This window comes from Hyphomicrobium sp. CS1BSMeth3 (genome assembly GCF_900117415.1).
In the GTDB taxonomy this organism is placed as follows: Bacteria; Pseudomonadota; Alphaproteobacteria; order Rhizobiales; family Hyphomicrobiaceae.
Genome location: NZ_FPEI01000005.1, coordinates 833,816 through 850,048 on the forward strand (window position 1 = coordinate 833,816; position 16,233 = coordinate 850,048).

Annotated in this window: 13 protein-coding genes; 7 read left to right on the forward strand and 6 right to left on the reverse strand. The window is 64.9% G+C overall.

The features are described from left to right. The first annotated feature begins 226 nt into the window (after positions 1-226). Positions 227-907: a leucyl/phenylalanyl-tRNA--protein transferase gene (gene aat / locus CS1BSM3_RS13060; RefSeq protein ID WP_072387500.1), complete on the forward strand. Its 681-nt coding sequence runs from the start codon at positions 227-229 to the stop codon at positions 905-907. Positions 908-934: 27 nt separating this feature from the next. Here aat and CS1BSM3_RS13065 read toward each other — a convergent pair whose 3' ends face one another. Next, positions 935-2,227, reverse strand: coding sequence for an N-acetylmuramoyl-L-alanine amidase (locus CS1BSM3_RS13065; RefSeq protein ID WP_072387501.1), 1,293 nt, complete (start codon positions 2,225-2,227; stop codon positions 935-937). A gap of 425 nt (positions 2,228-2,652) precedes the next feature. Here CS1BSM3_RS13065 and CS1BSM3_RS13070 point away from each other — a divergent pair, with 425 nt between their 5' ends. The 6 genes from CS1BSM3_RS13070 (at position 2,653) to CS1BSM3_RS13095 (ending at position 11,148) form a co-directional block, all read left to right on the forward strand. Next, complete coding sequence (locus tag CS1BSM3_RS13070; RefSeq protein WP_244540491.1) at positions 2,653-4,230, forward strand: ABC transporter substrate-binding protein; 1,578 nt, start codon at positions 2,653-2,655, stop codon at positions 4,228-4,230. Positions 4,231-4,487: 257 nt separating this feature from the next. Further along, on the forward strand, positions 4,488-6,065 hold the full coding sequence (locus CS1BSM3_RS13075; RefSeq protein WP_072387502.1) for an ABC transporter substrate-binding protein: 1,578 nt from the start codon (positions 4,488-4,490) through the stop codon (positions 6,063-6,065). A 104-nt stretch (positions 6,066-6,169) separates the two neighbouring features. Continuing rightward, positions 6,170-7,111, forward strand: coding sequence for an ABC transporter permease (locus CS1BSM3_RS13080; RefSeq protein ID WP_072387503.1), 942 nt, complete (start codon positions 6,170-6,172; stop codon positions 7,109-7,111). Continuing rightward, positions 7,111-8,022 (forward strand): ABC transporter permease, encoded by a 912-nt coding sequence (locus CS1BSM3_RS13085; RefSeq protein ID WP_072387504.1) that lies wholly within the window; start codon positions 7,111-7,113, stop codon positions 8,020-8,022. Before CS1BSM3_RS13080 ends, CS1BSM3_RS13085 begins: the two co-directional genes overlap by 1 nt. Positions 8,023-8,049: 27 nt before the next feature. Further along, positions 8,050-9,672: an ABC transporter ATP-binding protein gene (locus tag CS1BSM3_RS13090; RefSeq protein WP_072388181.1), complete on the forward strand. Its 1,623-nt coding sequence runs from the start codon at positions 8,050-8,052 to the stop codon at positions 9,670-9,672. A 102-nt stretch (positions 9,673-9,774) separates the two neighbouring features. Beyond that, a complete protein-coding gene (locus tag CS1BSM3_RS13095) occupies positions 9,775-11,148 on the forward strand; it encodes a hypothetical protein (protein ID WP_072388183.1) in 1,374 nt (457 codons plus the stop codon). A gap of 3 nt (positions 11,149-11,151) precedes the next feature. On the opposite strand, the gene CS1BSM3_RS13100 is transcribed toward CS1BSM3_RS13095, so the two are convergent. From CS1BSM3_RS13100 to CS1BSM3_RS13120, 5 genes are all read right to left on the reverse strand, one after another. Then, entirely contained in the window at positions 11,152-11,397 is a 246-nt protein-coding gene (locus CS1BSM3_RS13100) for a MoaD/ThiS family protein (protein WP_072387505.1), read from the reverse strand. Positions 11,398-11,480: 83 nt separating this feature from the next. Further along, on the reverse strand, positions 11,481-13,760 hold the full coding sequence (locus CS1BSM3_RS13105) for a xanthine dehydrogenase family protein molybdopterin-binding subunit (RefSeq protein WP_072387506.1): 2,280 nt from the start codon (positions 13,758-13,760) through the stop codon (positions 11,481-11,483). A gap of 2 nt (positions 13,761-13,762) precedes the next feature. Then, positions 13,763-14,239, reverse strand: a complete 477-nt coding sequence (locus CS1BSM3_RS13110; RefSeq protein ID WP_072387507.1) for a (2Fe-2S)-binding protein — start codon at positions 14,237-14,239, stop codon at positions 13,763-13,765. 1 nt (position 14,240) lies between these two features. After that, a complete protein-coding gene (locus tag CS1BSM3_RS13115; protein ID WP_072387508.1) occupies positions 14,241-15,095 on the reverse strand; it encodes an FAD binding domain-containing protein in 855 nt (284 codons plus the stop codon). Between the two features lie 216 nt (positions 15,096-15,311). Beyond that, entirely contained in the window at positions 15,312-16,139 is an 828-nt protein-coding gene (locus tag CS1BSM3_RS13120; RefSeq protein ID WP_072387509.1) for a hypothetical protein, read from the reverse strand. Between the last annotated feature and the right edge of the window lie 94 nt (positions 16,140-16,233).

The following is a 16,233-nucleotide window of genomic DNA, read 5'->3' on the forward strand; positions in this document are numbered from 1 at the left end:
CCCCCCCCGGACGGTCCTCTCAGAGTATCCGAGTTTGTACTTATGGGATGAATGCGACATTCGGCGGACTGTGTCGGCGCGAAGCCATGACTGTGGAAATCGAGTGTGGCCGGGCGGACGCGGCTGCGGCGGTCGAGATACGTACGCAGTGACCGCGCGTCGCCTCGCTCTTGCCGCGCCGGCAGATTAGAATTAGGCAAAAAGGGGCAGTACGGACCGAGCGCCCATGGCGTCCCACAACGACATCACCATTGAAATCACGCCGCAGGTCCTCCTCAAGGCCTACTCGTGCGGCATCTTTCCGATGGCCGAGAGCGCCGACGATCCAGCCCTCTACTGGATCGAGCCGCAGGCGCGCGGCATCCTGCCGCTCGAGGCGGTCCACATCCCGCGCCGGCTCGCGAAGACCGTTCGTCAGGGAACGTTCGAGGTCCGCATCAACAGCGACTTCGCCGCGGTGATCGACGGCTGCGCCGCCTCCAAGGCCGGGCGCCGCTCGACGTGGATCAACGCGCGCATCCGCAGCCTCTACGGCGCACTCTTCGCCCAGGGCTACTGCCACACGGTCGAGGCCTGGCGGGACGGGCGGATGGTGGGTGGCCTTTACGGTGTCGCGCTAGGCGGCGCCTTCTTCGGCGAGAGCATGTTCTCGACCGAGCGCGACGCGAGCAAGGTCGCCCTCGTCTATCTGTGCGCGCGACTGGCCTATGGCGGCTTCACGCTGCTCGATACGCAATTCGTGACGGACCACCTGCGCCAGTTCGGGACCATCGAGGTCGAGCGGCAGGAGTTCCACCGCCTGCTGGAGCCGGCCCTGGCGCGTGATGCGGATTTCCACGCCTTGTCGGCCGAAGCACCACCCGATCAGATCCTCGCGATCCTCAGGGCGGACGCGCTCCACCACTAGCCAACGCGAGCAGCAGATCGCGCCGGCTCACATGGGCAGGCGTGCGCCCTGATGGCTGAAATAATTGTCGATCGCGGAGCGGATCGAGCGGGCAACGTTGCGACGCCAGTCCTCCGAGCGGAGCTGCGCGGCATCGGCTCGGTTGGTCACATAGGCGAGCTCGATCAGCACGGCCGGCACCTTGGCCGTCAGGAGGACCTGGAACGCGGCGTTGCGATCCGGGTTCTCGTTCATGTTCGTGCTGCGTCCCATGTTCTCGATCACGGCGCGGGCAAAGATGCTCGTGCGGTCCCGGTTCGACTCGACCTCGCGCCCGGCAAGGTCGGCGAGGATGCTCTTGACCGCGGGGCCCTGGCGCCCGATCGACTTGAGGGAGGAGAGCTCACTATCCGAAAGGGCGTCGTTGGCGCTCTGCCGGCGGGCCGACGCCGCGAGGTTGCTGGCGACGGATTCGCGCAGCGAGTAGATGGTCGCGCCGCGCGCCCGCGAGGTCGCGTAGTCGGCATGGATGGCGATGAACAGTGCAGCCTTGCGGTCCTCAGCGAATTGGCGGCGCTCCTCGAGAGGAACGAACGTATCGTCCTCGCGCGTCAGGGCCACGCGATAGTGGCCGGTTGCCCGGAGCTGATCGCGGAGCGTGCGCGCGAAGGCAAGCACGACCTCCTTTTCGACGGTTCCATTGCGGATCGCGCCAGAGTCGTGGCCCCCATGGCCCGGATCGAGAACGATGAGCGGCTTGTAGGCATTGGCCGCGCGCTTGTCGGGCCGCTCGGCGGGGCGAGGTACGGGCGGCTGGATGGTGCCACCGGCGCTGGCCTTCTGCACGGCCGAGGCCGGCATGGACGCGGCCGCCTGCACCAGTGAGCCCATGTCGGTGGCGGCCGGAGCGATCTCCAGCGACAGAAGGACGGGCCCGTTACCGCTGCTCCCGAGGAACTCCGACTTCTCGACGATGACCGGCTCGGTCACATCGATGACGACGCGCATCTTGCCGGGCGCGCCAAGTCCGGCGCGAAAGCCGTTGACGATGCCGACAGGCTGGCCGGCCAGGGAAGGGGGAAGCCGCAGCTTCACGTTCGGCAGATCGACGATCACCCGGTTCGGATTGGGCAGCGACTGGACCTGATATTCGACCTTTCGCTCGAGCGCGATGACGAAGCGGGTTTTCTTGAGCCGCTCGGCGGGCGCCGCAGGAAGAGGGATGGTAGCTGCTGCGAGCTCGGTCGGCGCGGCGGCGAGCGCAGTTTGCGCCTCAGCCTTTCCGGCCCCCCCGGCTCCCATCGACGCTGCAACCGCGAGCACGATTGCCGACAAACGCATGTACGCACGCAGCCGGAAAAACGCCCGGCTACCCGCACCCGCCCGAACCATGACGACTAACCCCCGTCAACGCAACACCGGTTACAGTGGTGGCTTCAGTGAACCTAGACCCGGAACGTGGCCTTTTCCGGGTATTCCGAAGTTCTTGTTATGAAGCCGTAAAGGTTAAGATCCTGCAAAGCATCGTCACGAAAACGAAGCGCCGGCCGCGGCGCGCCCAGTCGCTGTCGCCTGTCCGCGGGTGTGCGATCGGCCAGTCGGGCCGGCTCGTCGGGCGCATCTCGCGCCCTGGTCCTCATTTGACTTTGTGGGGAAAGGCGTCGTCTTATTGCGTTGGCGAGGGCCGCAAGGTCCGTCCAAGAACTTCGGCAGCCGATACGCGAGTTGCCGGCTGCGGAGAAGCGTCAACAATAGGGAGGCTCATTATGAGCACAATGCGTCGCGCGCTGACCGTACTGACGGCAGCCGCTACAATTCCTTTTCTCGCTACCGTTGCCAATGCTCAGAAGACCCTGCGGTTCGTGCCGCACTCGGATCTGAAGATCCTCGACCCGATCTGGACCACCGCCTACGTGGTCCGCAACCACGGCTATATGGTCTACGACACGCTCTTCGGCATGGATGCCCAGGGCGAGATCAAGCCGCAGATGGTCGACACCTACAAGCTGTCGGACGACAAGCTGACGTGGACCATGACGCTGCGCGACGGCCTCTCGTGGCATGACGGCAAGCCGGTCACGACCGAGGACATCATTCCGTCGATCAAGCGCTGGGCGGCGAAGGATTCGATGGGCCAGAAGATGATGTCCTTCGTGGCTTCGATCGATGCCAAGGACCCCAAGACCTTCGAGATCAAGCTCAAGTCGCCGACCGGTCTCGTTCTGCTCGCGCTCGGCAAGCCCTCGTCGAACGTCCCCTTCATGATGCCGAAGCGCGTCGCCGAGACGGACCCGAACAAGCAGATCGAAGAGTTCGTCGGCTCCGGCCCGTACGTCTTCAAGCGCGACGAGTGGCAGCCCGGCAGCAAGATCGTCTACACGAAATTCGAAGGCTATAAGCCGCGCTCGGAGCCGCCCTCCGGCACGACGGGTGGCAAGGTCGTGAAGGTCGACCGCGTCGAATGGCGGCCGATCCGCGATCATCAGCAGGCGGTCAACGCCCTCATTGCCGGCGAGATCGACTATATCGAGTCCCCGCCCCACGATCTCCTTCCGCTGATCAAGAAGAGCAAGGACATCTACACCTTCAACTGGAACCCGCTCGGCAACCAGTTCACCTTCCGCTTCAACGTCCTGCACAAGCCCTTCGACAACCCGAAGGTGCGTCAGGCGCTCTTCTATGCCTTCAATCAGGAGGACTTCCTGAAGGCCGTTGTCGGTAGCGACGAGTACTACAAGCTCTGCAAGGCGATGTTCATCTGCGGCACGCCGTTCGGGACCGATGCAGGCTTCGAGGACAAGCTCGAGTCGAACTTCAAGAAGGCGCGCGAGCTGCTCGCCGAGGCGAAGTACGACGGCACGCCGATCGTTCTGATGCACTCGACCGATCTTCAGGTGCTGACGAACCTTGCGCCGGTTGCGAAGTCGCTGATGGAGCGAGCCGGTCTCAAGGTCGACATGCAGTCCATGGACTGGCAGACGGTCGTTGCGCGTCGCGCCAAGAAGGATCCGCCGGAAGCCGGCGGCTGGCACGCCTTCCTGACCTCGTGGGTCGCGGGCGACCTGCTCAATCCGGTGATGGCCGGCTTCCTGAACGCCGGCTGCGAGAAGGCCATGTTCGGCTGGCCCTGTGACGAGCAGATCGAGAAGCTGCGTGACGACTTCGCCAGGGAGACGGACGCGGCGAAGCAGAAAGCCATCGTCGAGGCCGTCCAGAAGCGCGTCGCTGAGTACCCGACGCACATCCATCTTGGCCAATGGTACAACCCCGGTGCGCTCCGCAACAACGTGAAGGGCATTGTGGCCGCGCCGGCGCCGGTGCTCTGGAACATCACGATCGAGTAATCAGCTCGGCGCATCCGCGCGTCGAGTGCATTCAATCGGCCGAGCAGGACACTCCCGTCCTGCCCGGCCGAATTGCTTTCGCATCTGCGCAATTCGATTGCGGTCCGCTAAGTGCCAATTCTACCAGCATTAATGACCGCTTTTTGTGCGGTGCAACGTTTGACTTCCAACGATCGGCCACCGCCATAATGCTCCCCATCGGCTTTTCGCCTGCTCGTCAAACTTGGCGAGTTTGTTAGCTCGAAGGGAGTCTATGAATGAGCACTTTGCGCCGTGCGCTGTCCGTCTTTGCGATAGCGGCCGCAGTTCCATTTCTCGCAACTGAAGCATCGGCGCAGAAGACCCTGCGTTTCGTTCCCCACTCCGACCTCAAGATTCTCGACCCGATCTGGACCACGGCCTACGTGGTCCGCAACCACGGCTATATGGTCTACGACACGCTTTTCGGCATGGATGCGCAGGGCGAGATCAAGCCGCAGATGGTCGACACGTACAAGCTGTCGGACGATAAGCTCACCTGGACCATGACGCTGCGCGACGGCCTCATGTGGCACGACAATCAGCCTGTCACGACCGCCGACATCATCCCGTCGATCAAGCGCTGGGCGGCGAAGGACTCGATGGGCCAGAAGATGATGTCCTTCGTGGTATCGCTCGAGGCCAAGGACGAGAAGACCTTCGAGATCAAGCTCAAGGAACCGACCGGCCTCGTCCTGCTCGCTCTCGGCAAGCCCTCGTCGAACGTCCCCTTCATGATGCCGAAGCGCATTGCCGAGACGGACTCCAGCAAGCAAATCGAGGAATTCATCGGTTCCGGCCCCTTCGTCTTCAAGCGCGACGAGTGGATTCCTGGGAGCAAGCTCGTCTACGCCAAATTCGAGGGCTACAAACCGCGCTCGGAGCCGCCCTCCGGTACGACGGGTGGCAAGGTCGTGAAGGTCGATCGCGTCGAATGGCGGCCAATCCGCGATCACCAGCAGGCTGTGAATGCGCTTCTCGCGGGTGAGGTCGACTACATCGAGGCGCCGCCGCACGATCTGCACCCGCTGATCAAGAAGAGCAAAGACATCTACATGTTCAACTGGAACCCGCTCGGGAGCCAGTACACCTTCCGCTTCAACGTCCTGCACAAGCCCTTCGACAACCCGAAGGTCCGCCAGGCTGTGCTCTATGCCTTCAATCAGGAGGACTTCCTCAAGGCGACCGTCGGATCCGAGGAGTATTACAAGGTCTGCAAGGGTCTCTTCATCTGCGGCACGCCGTTCGGGACCGAGGTCGGCTTCGAGGCCATGCTCGAGTCGAACTTCAAGAAGGCGCGCGAGCTTCTGACCGAGGCGAAGTATGACGGCACGCCGGTCGTGCTCATGCATTCCACGGACAATCAGTCACTCACGAATCTCGCCCCCGTAGCGAAGTCGCTCATGGAACGGGCCGGCTTCAAGGTCGACATGCAGTCCATGGACTGGCAGACGGTCGTTGCGCGTCGCGTGAAGAAGGATGCCCCGGACGCCGGCGGCTGGCACGCCTTCCTGACCTCATGGGTCGCCGGCGATCTGCTCAATCCCGTCATGGCCGGCTTCGTGAACGCGGCCTGCGACAAGGCCATGTTCGGCTGGCCTTGCGACGAGCAGATCGAGAAGCTGCGCGATGACTTCGCGAAGGAGGTCGACCCGGCGAAGCAGAAGGCGATTGTCGAAGCGCTTCAGAAGCGCGTGGCCGAGTATCCGACCCACGTCCATCTTGGTCAGTTCTACAATCACGGCGCGCTGCGCAACAACGTAAAGGGCGTTGTTCAGGCCCCGGCGCCGGTTCTCTGGAATATCACAATTGAATAATGGGGCAGGTGACGTATTGTAATCCCGGCGCTCGCGCCGGGATTACGGTCCGGCGTTAGAACGCCAGCCTCGGCAATTTGCAGTGTGACAGACTTAGGAATTCCATGGCCGGCTATATCCTGCGGCGGGTTCTTTCGACATTGCCGGTTTTGGCAATCGTGGCCGTGCTCGTGTTCCTCATGCTGCGGCTCACACCATCGGATCCAGCAGCGATCATCGCGGGCGACTACGCAAACCCGCAGCAGATTGAATTGATCCGCGAGCGCCTCGGCTTGAACGAGCCGATCTTGAAGCAGTTCATCATCTGGATCGGCGGCGTGCTGCAGGGCGATTTCGGCGAGAGCTTCTTTTACAAGAAGCAGGTTGCTGAGCTGATCGGCGAACGCCTCGAGCCGACGCTCTCGCTGTCGCTTCTCACCATTCTTCTCGTCGTCATGATCGCGGTGCCGCTCGGTGTGATCGCGGCTCACAATCACGGGACGTGGATCGATCGCCTCGTGATGGGCTTCTCGGTCCTCGGATTCTCCATTCCCGTATTCGTCGTCGGCTACATCCTCATCTACGTCTTTGCCGTCACGCTCGATTGGCTCCCCGTGCAGGGATACCAGCGCATAAGGGATGGCGTCGGCGGGTGGCTGCTGAGATTGATCCTTCCGTCGATGACGCTCTCGGTCGTGTTCATCGCATTCATCGCCCGCATGACGCGTACGAGCGTCCTCGAGGTGCTGAACGAGGACTACATTCGCACCGCGCGCGCCAAGGGCCAGACCGAGATGAAGGTGCTGGTCCGTCATGCGCTCGCCAACGCCGCCGTGCCGATCCTCACCATCATCGGCCTCACCGTCGCGATCCTGATCGGTGGCGTCGTCGTCACCGAGTCGGTCTACACGCTGCCGGGCCTCGGCCTGCTTACGGTCGATGCGGTGCTCGCACGCGACTATCCGACCATTCAGGCCGTGATCCTCCTCTTCTCTTTTGCCTATGTGCTCATCAACCTGCTGGTTGACGTGGCCTATACGTTCCTCGATCCCAGGATCCGCTATTGATGGCCACCATCGACGCAGCTCCGCCGGTCTCCCGACGTCGTTCCGTCTGGTCCACCGTGCTGCGCAATCCGAGCGTTCTTTTCGGCGGCTCGATTGCGCTGATCATGCTGATCATTGCCATCCTGGCGCCCTTCCTCGACACGCGCGATCCCGCTGAAATCAATCCTTCGGCGCGCAACCAGAAGCCCGGCTACACCGCCACGGTGCGCGACGACGAAGGAAAGCGCATCCAGGTCAAGTACCACCTCGGGACCGATAGCCTGGGCCGCGACATCTACAGCCGCGTGATCTACGGCGCGCGCGTCTCGCTCATCGTCGGCATCACGGTTGCGGTCATTGCCGTCTTCGTCGGGCTCATCATCGGCATGATCGCGGGCTACGTCCGTTGGCTCGACAGCATCATCATGCGCTTCATGGATGGGCTCATGGCGATACCCGAGATCCTGCTCGCCATCGCTCTCGTGTCGCTGTCGCGCGCCGGATTGCCGGCTGTCGTCATCGCGATCGTCATTCCGCAGGTGCCACGCGTCGTACGTCTCGTGCGCTCGGTGGTTCTCTCGATCCGCGAAGAGCCGTACGTCGAGAGTGCAATCACCGTCGGCACGCCGACGCCGACTCTGCTCTTCCGCCATGTGCTGCCGAACACGACGGCGCCGCTGATCGTGCAGGGCACGTTCATCTGCGCCAGCGCCATCCTGGTCGAGGCTATCCTGTCGTTCCTCGGCATCGGCATTCCACCCGAGGTGCCGACGTGGGGCAACATCATGGCCGAGGGGCGGACCTACTTCCGCATCCTCCCGCACAACATCCTCTACCCCGGAATCGCTCTGGCGCTCGCCGTGCTCGCGATCAACATGCTCGGCGACGGTCTGCGCGACACGCTCGATCCGCGCTTCGCCAAGAGGTTCTGACCGGCCATGCAAGAGGTTCTCACTGGCATGACTGAGCCCGTTCTCTCCGTTCGCAATCTCACGGTGCGTCTGCCAGGTGGCGCCGATCGTGAGAACGCGATCGAAGGCATCAGCTTCGACATCGGTCCCCGCGAGATCGTCTGCATTGTCGGCGAGTCGGGATCCGGCAAGTCGGTCACGGCCCAGGCCGTCATGGGTCTGCTGCCGAAGCGCGATCTGGTCGTCACCGCAGGCGAGACTCTCCTGCAAGGCGAAGACACGACCAAGGCGGGTATCCACCGTCTCCGCGCGCTGCGTGGCACGCGCATGGGCATGATCTTCCAGGAGCCCATGACCGCGCTCAATCCCGTACAGCGCGTCGGCCAGCAGATTGCCGAGGTGCTCGAGATTCACACGAAGCTCTCGGGGACAGAACAGCGTCAGCGCGTGCTCGACATCATGAAGGCAGTGCATCTGCCCGATCCCGAGCTGATGATCGACGCCTACCCGCACCAGCTTTCCGGCGGACAGCGCCAGCGCATCATGATCGCCGCCGCCTTGATCCTCGATCCGGCGCTGCTCATTGCCGACGAGCCGACGACCGCGCTTGACGTGACGACACAAGCCCAGATCCTGCGGCTCATCAAGGAAATGCAGTCCCGCCGGAACACCGGCGTGATGTTCATCACGCATGACTTCGGGGTTGTCTCCGAGATCGCGGATCGCGTCGTCGTCATGCAGCGCGGCCGCGTCGTCGAGCAGGGTACGCGCGATGAAGTGCTGCGGCGCCCGCGCGAGGCCTACACCAAGATGCTGGTAGCTGCCGTGCCGAGCCTCGTTCCGCCGAAGCGCGCGCCTGTCGAGGGCAAGCTGGCGCTCGAAGCAAAGAAGCTTTCCAAGATCTACGGGCGGCGCACATTCCTCAATCGCAAGGCGCGCATCGTCAAAGCGGCGCAGGACGTAAATTTCCACATCTGCAAGGGCGAAACACTCGGCATCGTCGGTGAGTCGGGCTCGGGAAAGACGACCGTGGCGCGCTGCATTGCGCGACTGATCGAGCCGAGCGAAGGCGAGATCCTCATCGAGGGCGCGAACGTCGCGCACCTGCCCGAGCGCGATCTCAGGCCCTACCGCCGCGACATCCAGATCGTCTTCCAGGATCCCTACCGCTCGCTCAATCCGCGCCGCACGGTCGGGCAGTCCATCATCGAGGGGCCGGTCAACTTCGGGATGACGCGCGAGAAGGCCGTCGGCAAGGCGCGTGAGCTCATGCAGCTCGTTGGCCTGTCGCCGGACGCGCTCGACCGCTACCCGCACCAATTCTCCGGCGGCCAGCGCCAGCGCATCTGCATTGCCCGTGCGCTTGCCATGGGGCCGACGCTGCTGATCGCGGACGAGGCCGTCTCCGCCCTCGACGTGTCGGTGCAGGCGCAGGTCCTGGAGCTGCTCGACAACATTCGCAAGCAGTTCGATCTTGCGGTGCTCTTCATCACGCATGACCTCCGCGTCGCGGCTCAGATCTGCGATCGCATCGCGGTCATGAAGAATGGCGTGGTGGTCGAGCACGGGACGACGGCGGACGTCTTCCGCAGCCCGCAGCACGAGTACACCAAGGCGCTGTTCGATGCTGCCCCCGGCCGCGACTTCGGCGTGCAGCAGTCCGTGGCCTGAGCCCACCCCTCTTCCCGCCGAACTTCAGCACGCTTAGTGCTTGACCCCCGTCGCCCGACCGGCAAAACGATGCCGTGGGGTTGAGTGGGACGGGGGATGAGCATGGACAGCCCAGCCGCGGTGGCGGTTGATCGGCGGGCCGCGGTGGCATCAGGCACGGCCGCGGCACCAGAAGATCAACACCCGCTCGTCATCACCGTCCACGGTACATTCGCCTCGAGCCCGAACGACGAGGGCGAGCAGTGGTGGCAGCGCGGTTCGGCTTTCACGACGGCGCTGGCCGCGCGTCTCGCAGTCAAGGGAATTCCCGAGGTCGCCGTGCGGCCCTTTCACTGGTCGGGCCTCAACTCCGATCAGGCGCGGTTGCGTGCCGCCGCGGGTCTGGCGAGCACGATCGCCACCGCCAAGCGCAACGGCAGGCCGGTGGCCGTGCTCGCCCACAGCCACGGCGGTAACGTCCTCATGGAGGGGCTGGTCCAGCGCCGCACGCGCCGTCCGCTCGCCGCCGTGCTCACGCTGGGGACGCCGTTCTTCAGGCGCCGGCTGAAGCCGCTGCCGACACTGATAGCCGCCTTCAAGGTTCTGCTTGGCCTCGCCGTGGCACCGGCCATGATCATGTATGCCTGGATGGCGCTGCCGACGGCACTCGATGGAAGCCGCATCGAGCTCATCGTGCTGCCGCTCCTCATACTTGGCTTGGTGTTGTGGGCGTTCCTCTCGGGTACACGGGCGCTCCTGCGCCAGCGGCGCGCCAAGCAGCGTGCGCGAATGGCGATTTCGCCGGATCGCTGGCTCGTCATCCAGAGCCCGCGCGACGAGGCCATGCGGCTCCTCGAGTCCGCCGTCGCGATCAAGCCGACCTATGTGACGCGAGACTCGGCGCACGGGCAGTGGGTACGCTTTGGCACGCTCGCCGGCGTCGTCGGAACCGTCACGTTCCTCTACTTTATGATGTCGTATTTCCTCGCGCCCATCATCGAGAAGGTCAGCAAGCGTGATTTCGGACCAGGCATCATTGCGGACTTCACGTTCCTGCTCGTCGTGCCGGTGATCTTCGCGTTGATCTACGTCGCGATCCGCCTGTTCTCGCGGCTCTGCGGCGCGCGGCTTCTATCGTCCCTGCTCAATGTCTCGATCCACGGCGGTATTGTCGGCGCGGCCTACGGCGGCGATGATGCTTATGCGCTCACCGGCGTTGCGCGCACACCGCCCTATCTTCCGGGGGTGCGGGAGCAGCGCGTGGCGGCCGCAAATCTCGGCGGCATCGACGACAATGCGATCATCGACGCGGCGCGGGAGTTCTATTCGGGGATCGTCGCGGAAGAAACCGCGGAGGTCGCCTTTGCGGACCCGGATCTGATTTTGAAGCGCATGACGGACGCGCTCTATCACAATGCCTATATGCGCGACGACGATATTGTCGAGGCCGTGGCCGAGCACCTGGCGCAAAACTTCCGCAACTGGCCGGCGGCCTAAGCGTCAGCCTCCGGCAATCTGCGGCAGGATGTGGACTTCGGACTCGGGTCCGATCGGTTCGAGCAGGGCGTCCTGATAGATCTGCCCATCGATCGCGACGGCGAGGCCTTCCTCGAGGTGCGGCGCCAGCTCCGGGAATTTCTCGCCGAGCTTGCGGAAGAGCTGACGTATGGTCGCGGCATCCACGTCGAGCGCCGTCACGTCGCCTGTGTACTGGCGCAGGTTTCCGATCAGTACGACGTGGGCCATCACCTCACTCCTTGCTGAAACAATCGGGCCCACACGTTGTGCGGGCCCGTTGTCACTCTCAGTGGTGCGGATGCACCCGCACGTCACGCCTTGCCGGCGGCCTTCATGGCCTTCAGCACCTTCGGCGGCGACATCGGCAGCTCGAAGAAGCGGACGCCCGAGGCGCGACGGACGGAGGCACCGATCGCGGCCATCGGCGGCACGATCGGCGTCTCACCGATGCCGCGCACGCCGTACGGGTGACGCGGGTTCGGCACCTCGACGATGATCGTGTCGATCATCGGCAGGTCCGACGCGACGGGCACGCGATAGTCGAGGAAGCCCGCGTTCTGCAGCTTGCCGTCCGGGCCGTAGATGTACTCCTCGTTGAGCGCCCAGCCGATGCCTTGCACGGCGCCACCCTGGAACTGCCCTTCGACGTACGACGGATGGATCGCGCGACCGGCATCCTGGATCGCCGTGTAACGCGTAACCGTGACCTTGCCCGTGCCGGGGTCGACCTCGGTGTCGGCGATGTGCACGCCGAAGCTCGGGGCTGCGCCCTGAGCGCTGATCGCCGCGTAACCGACGATGGCGCCGCCGGTCTTCCCCGCGATCTTGCCGATGTCGCTCAGCGTCATCGGCTTGTGCTTGCCGGCGTTCTCACCTGCCGGGCGGACCTCGCCGTCCTCCCAGGTCACGGCTTCCTCCGGGATCTCCCAGAGCTTTGCCGCGCGCTGGCAGGCCTGCTTGACGATCGACCGCGCCGCCTCGACGGTTGCCATGCCGCTCGAGAAGGCCGAGCGGCTGCCGCCGGTGAGGAAGTTGTAGCCGAGCGAGCTCGTGTCCGCGATGATCGGGCGGATCTTGTGGACGTCGACCTTCAGCTCCTCCGCCGCCATCATGCAGAGCGACGCGCGCAGGCCGCCGATGTCCGGCGTGCCGGCCATGAGCGTGAGCGTGCCGTCCTCGTTGAGCTGGAGCGACACGGTCGTCTCGCCGCCGATGTTGAACCAGAAGCCGGCCGCGATGCCGCGACCCTGGTTCGGGCCGAGCGGCGCCTTCCAGTGGTCGCTCTCCTTGGCGGCTTCGAGGCACTCGACGAGGCCGACGGGCCCGAACTTCGGTCCGTAAGCGGCCTTCGTGCCTTCCTTGGCGGCGTTCTTGAGCCTGAGATCGATCGGATCGATACCGAGCTGCTCGGCCAGCTCGTCGACGACGCTCTCGACGCCGTAGGTCGAGATCGGGCCACCGGGAGCACGGTACGCCGCAACCTTCGGGCGGTTCGACACCACGTCGAAGCCGATGACCTTCACGTTCTCGAGGTCGTAGTTGGCGAAGGCGCACATGCACGCCGGCTGCACCGGGCTGCCCTGGAAGGCGCCGGCCTGCAGGATGATCTCGCCCTCGGCGGCCGTGATGCGACCGTCCTTCTTGGCGCCCATCTTCACGCGGACCGTGCCGCCCGAGGTGGGGCCGGTCGACTTGAAGACTTCCTCACGGCTCATGACCATCTTGACGGGCCGGTGCGCCTTCTTCGAGAGCGCCAACGCAAGCGGCTCGAGGTAGATCACCGTTTTGCCGCCGAACCCGCCGCCGATCTCCGATGAGGTGACACGGATCTTCGTCACGTCCCAGCCGAGCAGCTTTGCGCAGTGAGCGCGCTTCACCCAGTGACCCTGCGTGGTGGTCCAGAGGTCCGCAGATCCGTCCTCGGAGACCGAGGCGAGGCATGCATGCGGCTCGATATAGCCCTGGTGCACGGCCTTGGTCTTGAACTCGCGCTCGATGATCACGTCAGCCTCGGCGAAGCCCTTCGCCGTATCGCCGAGCGTGAACTCGACGCGCTTTGCGACGTTCGACGCCTTCGTCGGTGCCGGCGTGACGCCCTGCGTGATCATGTCTTCCTGCAGGAGCGGCGCATCGGCCTTCATCGCCTCGATCTCGTCGATGACGTGCGGCAGCACCTCGTAGTCGACCTTGATCGCGTCGAGCGCGGCGATCGCGGCCTTCTCGCTGATTGCGGCGACGGCGGCGATCGCGTGCCCCTCATAGAGCACCTTCTCGCGCGCCAGGATGTTGCGCACGACATCGCGATAGTTGATCAGCATCTCGCCGGCCGGCACGAACTCGGAGGCCTGATCGGCGAAGTCGTCGCGCGTGACGATCGCCTTCACGCCGGGCAGCGCCAGCGCCTTCGACACGTCGATCGACTTGATGCGCGCGTGCGCGTGCGGCGAACGCAGCACCTTGCCGACGAGCTGGCCGGCCATCTTGAGGTCGGCGCCGTACTTGGCCCGACCCGTCACTTTGTCGACACCGTCCGGGCGGACCGGACGCGTGCCGACGACATCGAACTGGGGCTTCTTGACACGCTCTTGCATGATCAGGCTCCTCTCATCTCGGCGGCCGCGTCCATGACGGCACGTACGATCTTGTCATACCCCGTGCACCGGCAGAGATTGCCGGCGAGCCAGTAGCGGACTTGGGTTTCGGTAGGATCGGGGTTCTTCGCGAGCAGGGCCTTGGCAGCGACGAGGATGCCGGGCGTACAGATCCCGCACTGCAGGGCCGCGTGCTCGAGGAACTTGCGCTGGAGCGGGTGCAGCTCATCGCCCTGCGCCATGCCCTCGATCGTCTCGACGCTGCGGCCTTCGGCTTCCACGCCGAGGACGAGGCACGAGCAGACGAGGCGGCCGTCGAGCAGCACGCTGCACGCGCCGCAGTCGCCCGACGAGCAGCCTTCCTTGGCACCGACGAGGTCGAGCTCGTCGCGCAGGCAATCGAGCAGCGTCTGCTCGCTCTCGCAGAGATATTCGACCGGATCACCGTTGACGGTGGTCGTTACATGATGTTTGGCCATCTCAAACCTTTCTTGCGCGCTCGAGCGCGATCTTCGCGGTCCTCTTGGCGAGGGTGCCCGCGACATCGATGCGGAACTCAACCGTGCCACGCTTGTCGTCGATCGGCTTGCACGCTGCCCGGACGGCAGCTTCCAGCTTCGCGAGCGCGGCATCATCGACCTTGGTGCCGATCAGGGCCTTCGCACCATCCTCGACCAGCAGCGGCCGCGCCGCCACGGCGCCGAGCGAGACGCGCGCCGCGGTGCACGTCCCGCCGGCATCGAGCGCCAGCGCGACGCCGCAGCCGACCACAGCGATGTCCATCTCCGTGCGGGGGATGAAGCGCAGGTAGGCATCGCCCCCATGCGCCGGCCGCGCCGGGATCTTGAACGAGACGATGAACTCGCCCGCCGTCAGCGCCAGCTTGCGCGGGGCGAGCATGATGTCCTCGACCGGCAGTGTGCGCGTGCCCTTGGGGCCCGCGATCGTCGCGACGGCGCCCGCCGCGATCATGCCCGGCACGCTGTCGGCAGCGGGCGAGCCATTGCAGAGATTACCGCCGAGCGAGCAGCGGCCCTGCACCTGCGTCGAGCCGATGAGGTTGGCGGCCTCGACGAGACCGGGCCAGTCCTTGGAGAGTGTCGGATGCTCCTTGAGCTCGGCTCCGGTGACGGCGGCGCCGATCGTGTAGCCGCTTGCGTCCTTCGTGATCTTGCGGGTGGCGTCGATGCCCTTGATGTCCACAAGGACATCCGGGCTCAGGACGCGGGAGCGCATCTGCACCAGGAGGTCGGTGCCTCCGGCGAGGACCCGCGCCCCCTGGCCGGCCAGGAGGGCTGTTGCCGCCTCGACCGTCGTTGGTTTCTCATATCTCATGCCGTGTTTGCCTCGTGCGTTCGCTCGCCTGACATTGAATCCTGTGTTGAAATTGGACGCCGCCCGCGGGAGAGCCGCTCGCAATTGACCCAGTTGCGGCTGCCGGCGCCGGGTGTTCGCAGGTACACGTACATTCCAACCCGTCCGGGCCCAGGTTGGCAAGGGCCCATGTCACAACGGAGGCATGCCGGCCGTCACTTTGGCCTGAGGTGCGCCTTAGCCCGACACGTACGGCGCGCCCGCGGTATCCACGAGATTGTGAAGTCGGCGGCTGCCGGGAATCGAATGCGCCCCACCCTCTCGATCGACCAGAAGGCGGCGCGCGCGGTCGAGCCACATCGCGGAGGTCTTGCCGAGGTCCGGGGTCCGCCAGACGCACGCCTCGACAAAGGCGCGGGCGAGGTCGGTATCCTCCGGCGCGAGCAGCGCTGCCCGCTCGCGCAATGTCAGGCTTTCGCCGATAAGGGCCCGCATGCCCTCGCGGTCGGGAACATCACGGGCGACGCGCGCCGCATCTTCGAGGTGGGCCGCAAGCGTATCGAGCGCGTATGGGTCGCCGCCAGCCTCGACCTCCCGGCGATAGGCGGCAATGCCTGCCTGCATTTCGTCCAGCGCCTCGGCTGCCCGGGCGCCGCGCTGGTAGGCGTGCGCAATCGCAAAATGACTGGCGGCAAGCTCGATCGGGACTTCGACGGTCGCGCGGAACAGGTCGTCCGCCACAGCCATGCGGGCGAGCTGCTCGCGAATTCTCAGACCGAGCCTGAGGATGTCGACGCCCGGCTCCAGGCGCCCGCGCGCAAGATGTGCCTCGCCGGCGCGGTCGCAGGTGAGCGCGAGATCATGCATCCGCCAGTGCGCGTTCTCCGGCGCGGCAGCGGCGGCCAGAAGCGACCGCTCGATCGCCGCGACGAAGCGCGTCTGGGCTGTCTCGGCATTGCCCATGACGAGCGCCCGGCGCAGGGCTTCGAGCAGCGCCTCGACCGATCCGGGATCGGCGCCGGCGACGACCTGACGCGACGACAGGTGTTCGATCTCCGAGGTCATGGGCGACCCACGTTTTCTTACCCTGTGCGACCACTTGGCGATTGCCCGACCGCGGCATCCTCCGCAAAGTTGCGAAAAGAGTACCGACAATCCG

Excerpts from the sequence above, each read along its gene's own strand:
- aat (WP_072387500.1), top strand. The coding sequence starts at position 227 with ATGGCGTCCCACAACGACATCACCATTGAAATCACGCCGCAGGTCCTC.
- CS1BSM3_RS13065 (WP_072387501.1), bottom strand. The coding sequence starts at position 2,227 with ATGCGTTTGTCGGCAATCGTGCTCGCGGTTGCAGCGTCGATGGGAGCC.
- CS1BSM3_RS13070 (WP_244540491.1), top strand. The coding sequence starts at position 2,653 with ATGAGCACAATGCGTCGCGCGCTGACCGTACTGACGGCAGCCGCTACA.
- CS1BSM3_RS13075 (WP_072387502.1), top strand. The coding sequence starts at position 4,488 with ATGAGCACTTTGCGCCGTGCGCTGTCCGTCTTTGCGATAGCGGCCGCA.
- CS1BSM3_RS13080 (WP_072387503.1), top strand. The coding sequence starts at position 6,170 with ATGGCCGGCTATATCCTGCGGCGGGTTCTTTCGACATTGCCGGTTTTG.
- CS1BSM3_RS13085 (WP_072387504.1), top strand. The coding sequence starts at position 7,111 with ATGGCCACCATCGACGCAGCTCCGCCGGTCTCCCGACGTCGTTCCGTC.
- CS1BSM3_RS13090 (WP_072388181.1), top strand. The coding sequence starts at position 8,050 with ATGACTGAGCCCGTTCTCTCCGTTCGCAATCTCACGGTGCGTCTGCCA.
- CS1BSM3_RS13095 (WP_072388183.1), top strand. The coding sequence starts at position 9,775 with ATGGACAGCCCAGCCGCGGTGGCGGTTGATCGGCGGGCCGCGGTGGCA.
- CS1BSM3_RS13100 (WP_072387505.1), bottom strand. The coding sequence starts at position 11,397 with ATGGCCCACGTCGTACTGATCGGAAACCTGCGCCAGTACACAGGCGAC.
- CS1BSM3_RS13105 (WP_072387506.1), bottom strand. The coding sequence starts at position 13,760 with ATGCAAGAGCGTGTCAAGAAGCCCCAGTTCGATGTCGTCGGCACGCGT.
- CS1BSM3_RS13110 (WP_072387507.1), bottom strand. The coding sequence starts at position 14,239 with ATGGCCAAACATCATGTAACGACCACCGTCAACGGTGATCCGGTCGAA.
- CS1BSM3_RS13115 (WP_072387508.1), bottom strand. The coding sequence starts at position 15,095 with ATGAGATATGAGAAACCAACGACGGTCGAGGCGGCAACAGCCCTCCTG.
- CS1BSM3_RS13120 (WP_072387509.1), bottom strand. The coding sequence starts at position 16,139 with ATGACCTCGGAGATCGAACACCTGTCGTCGCGTCAGGTCGTCGCCGGC.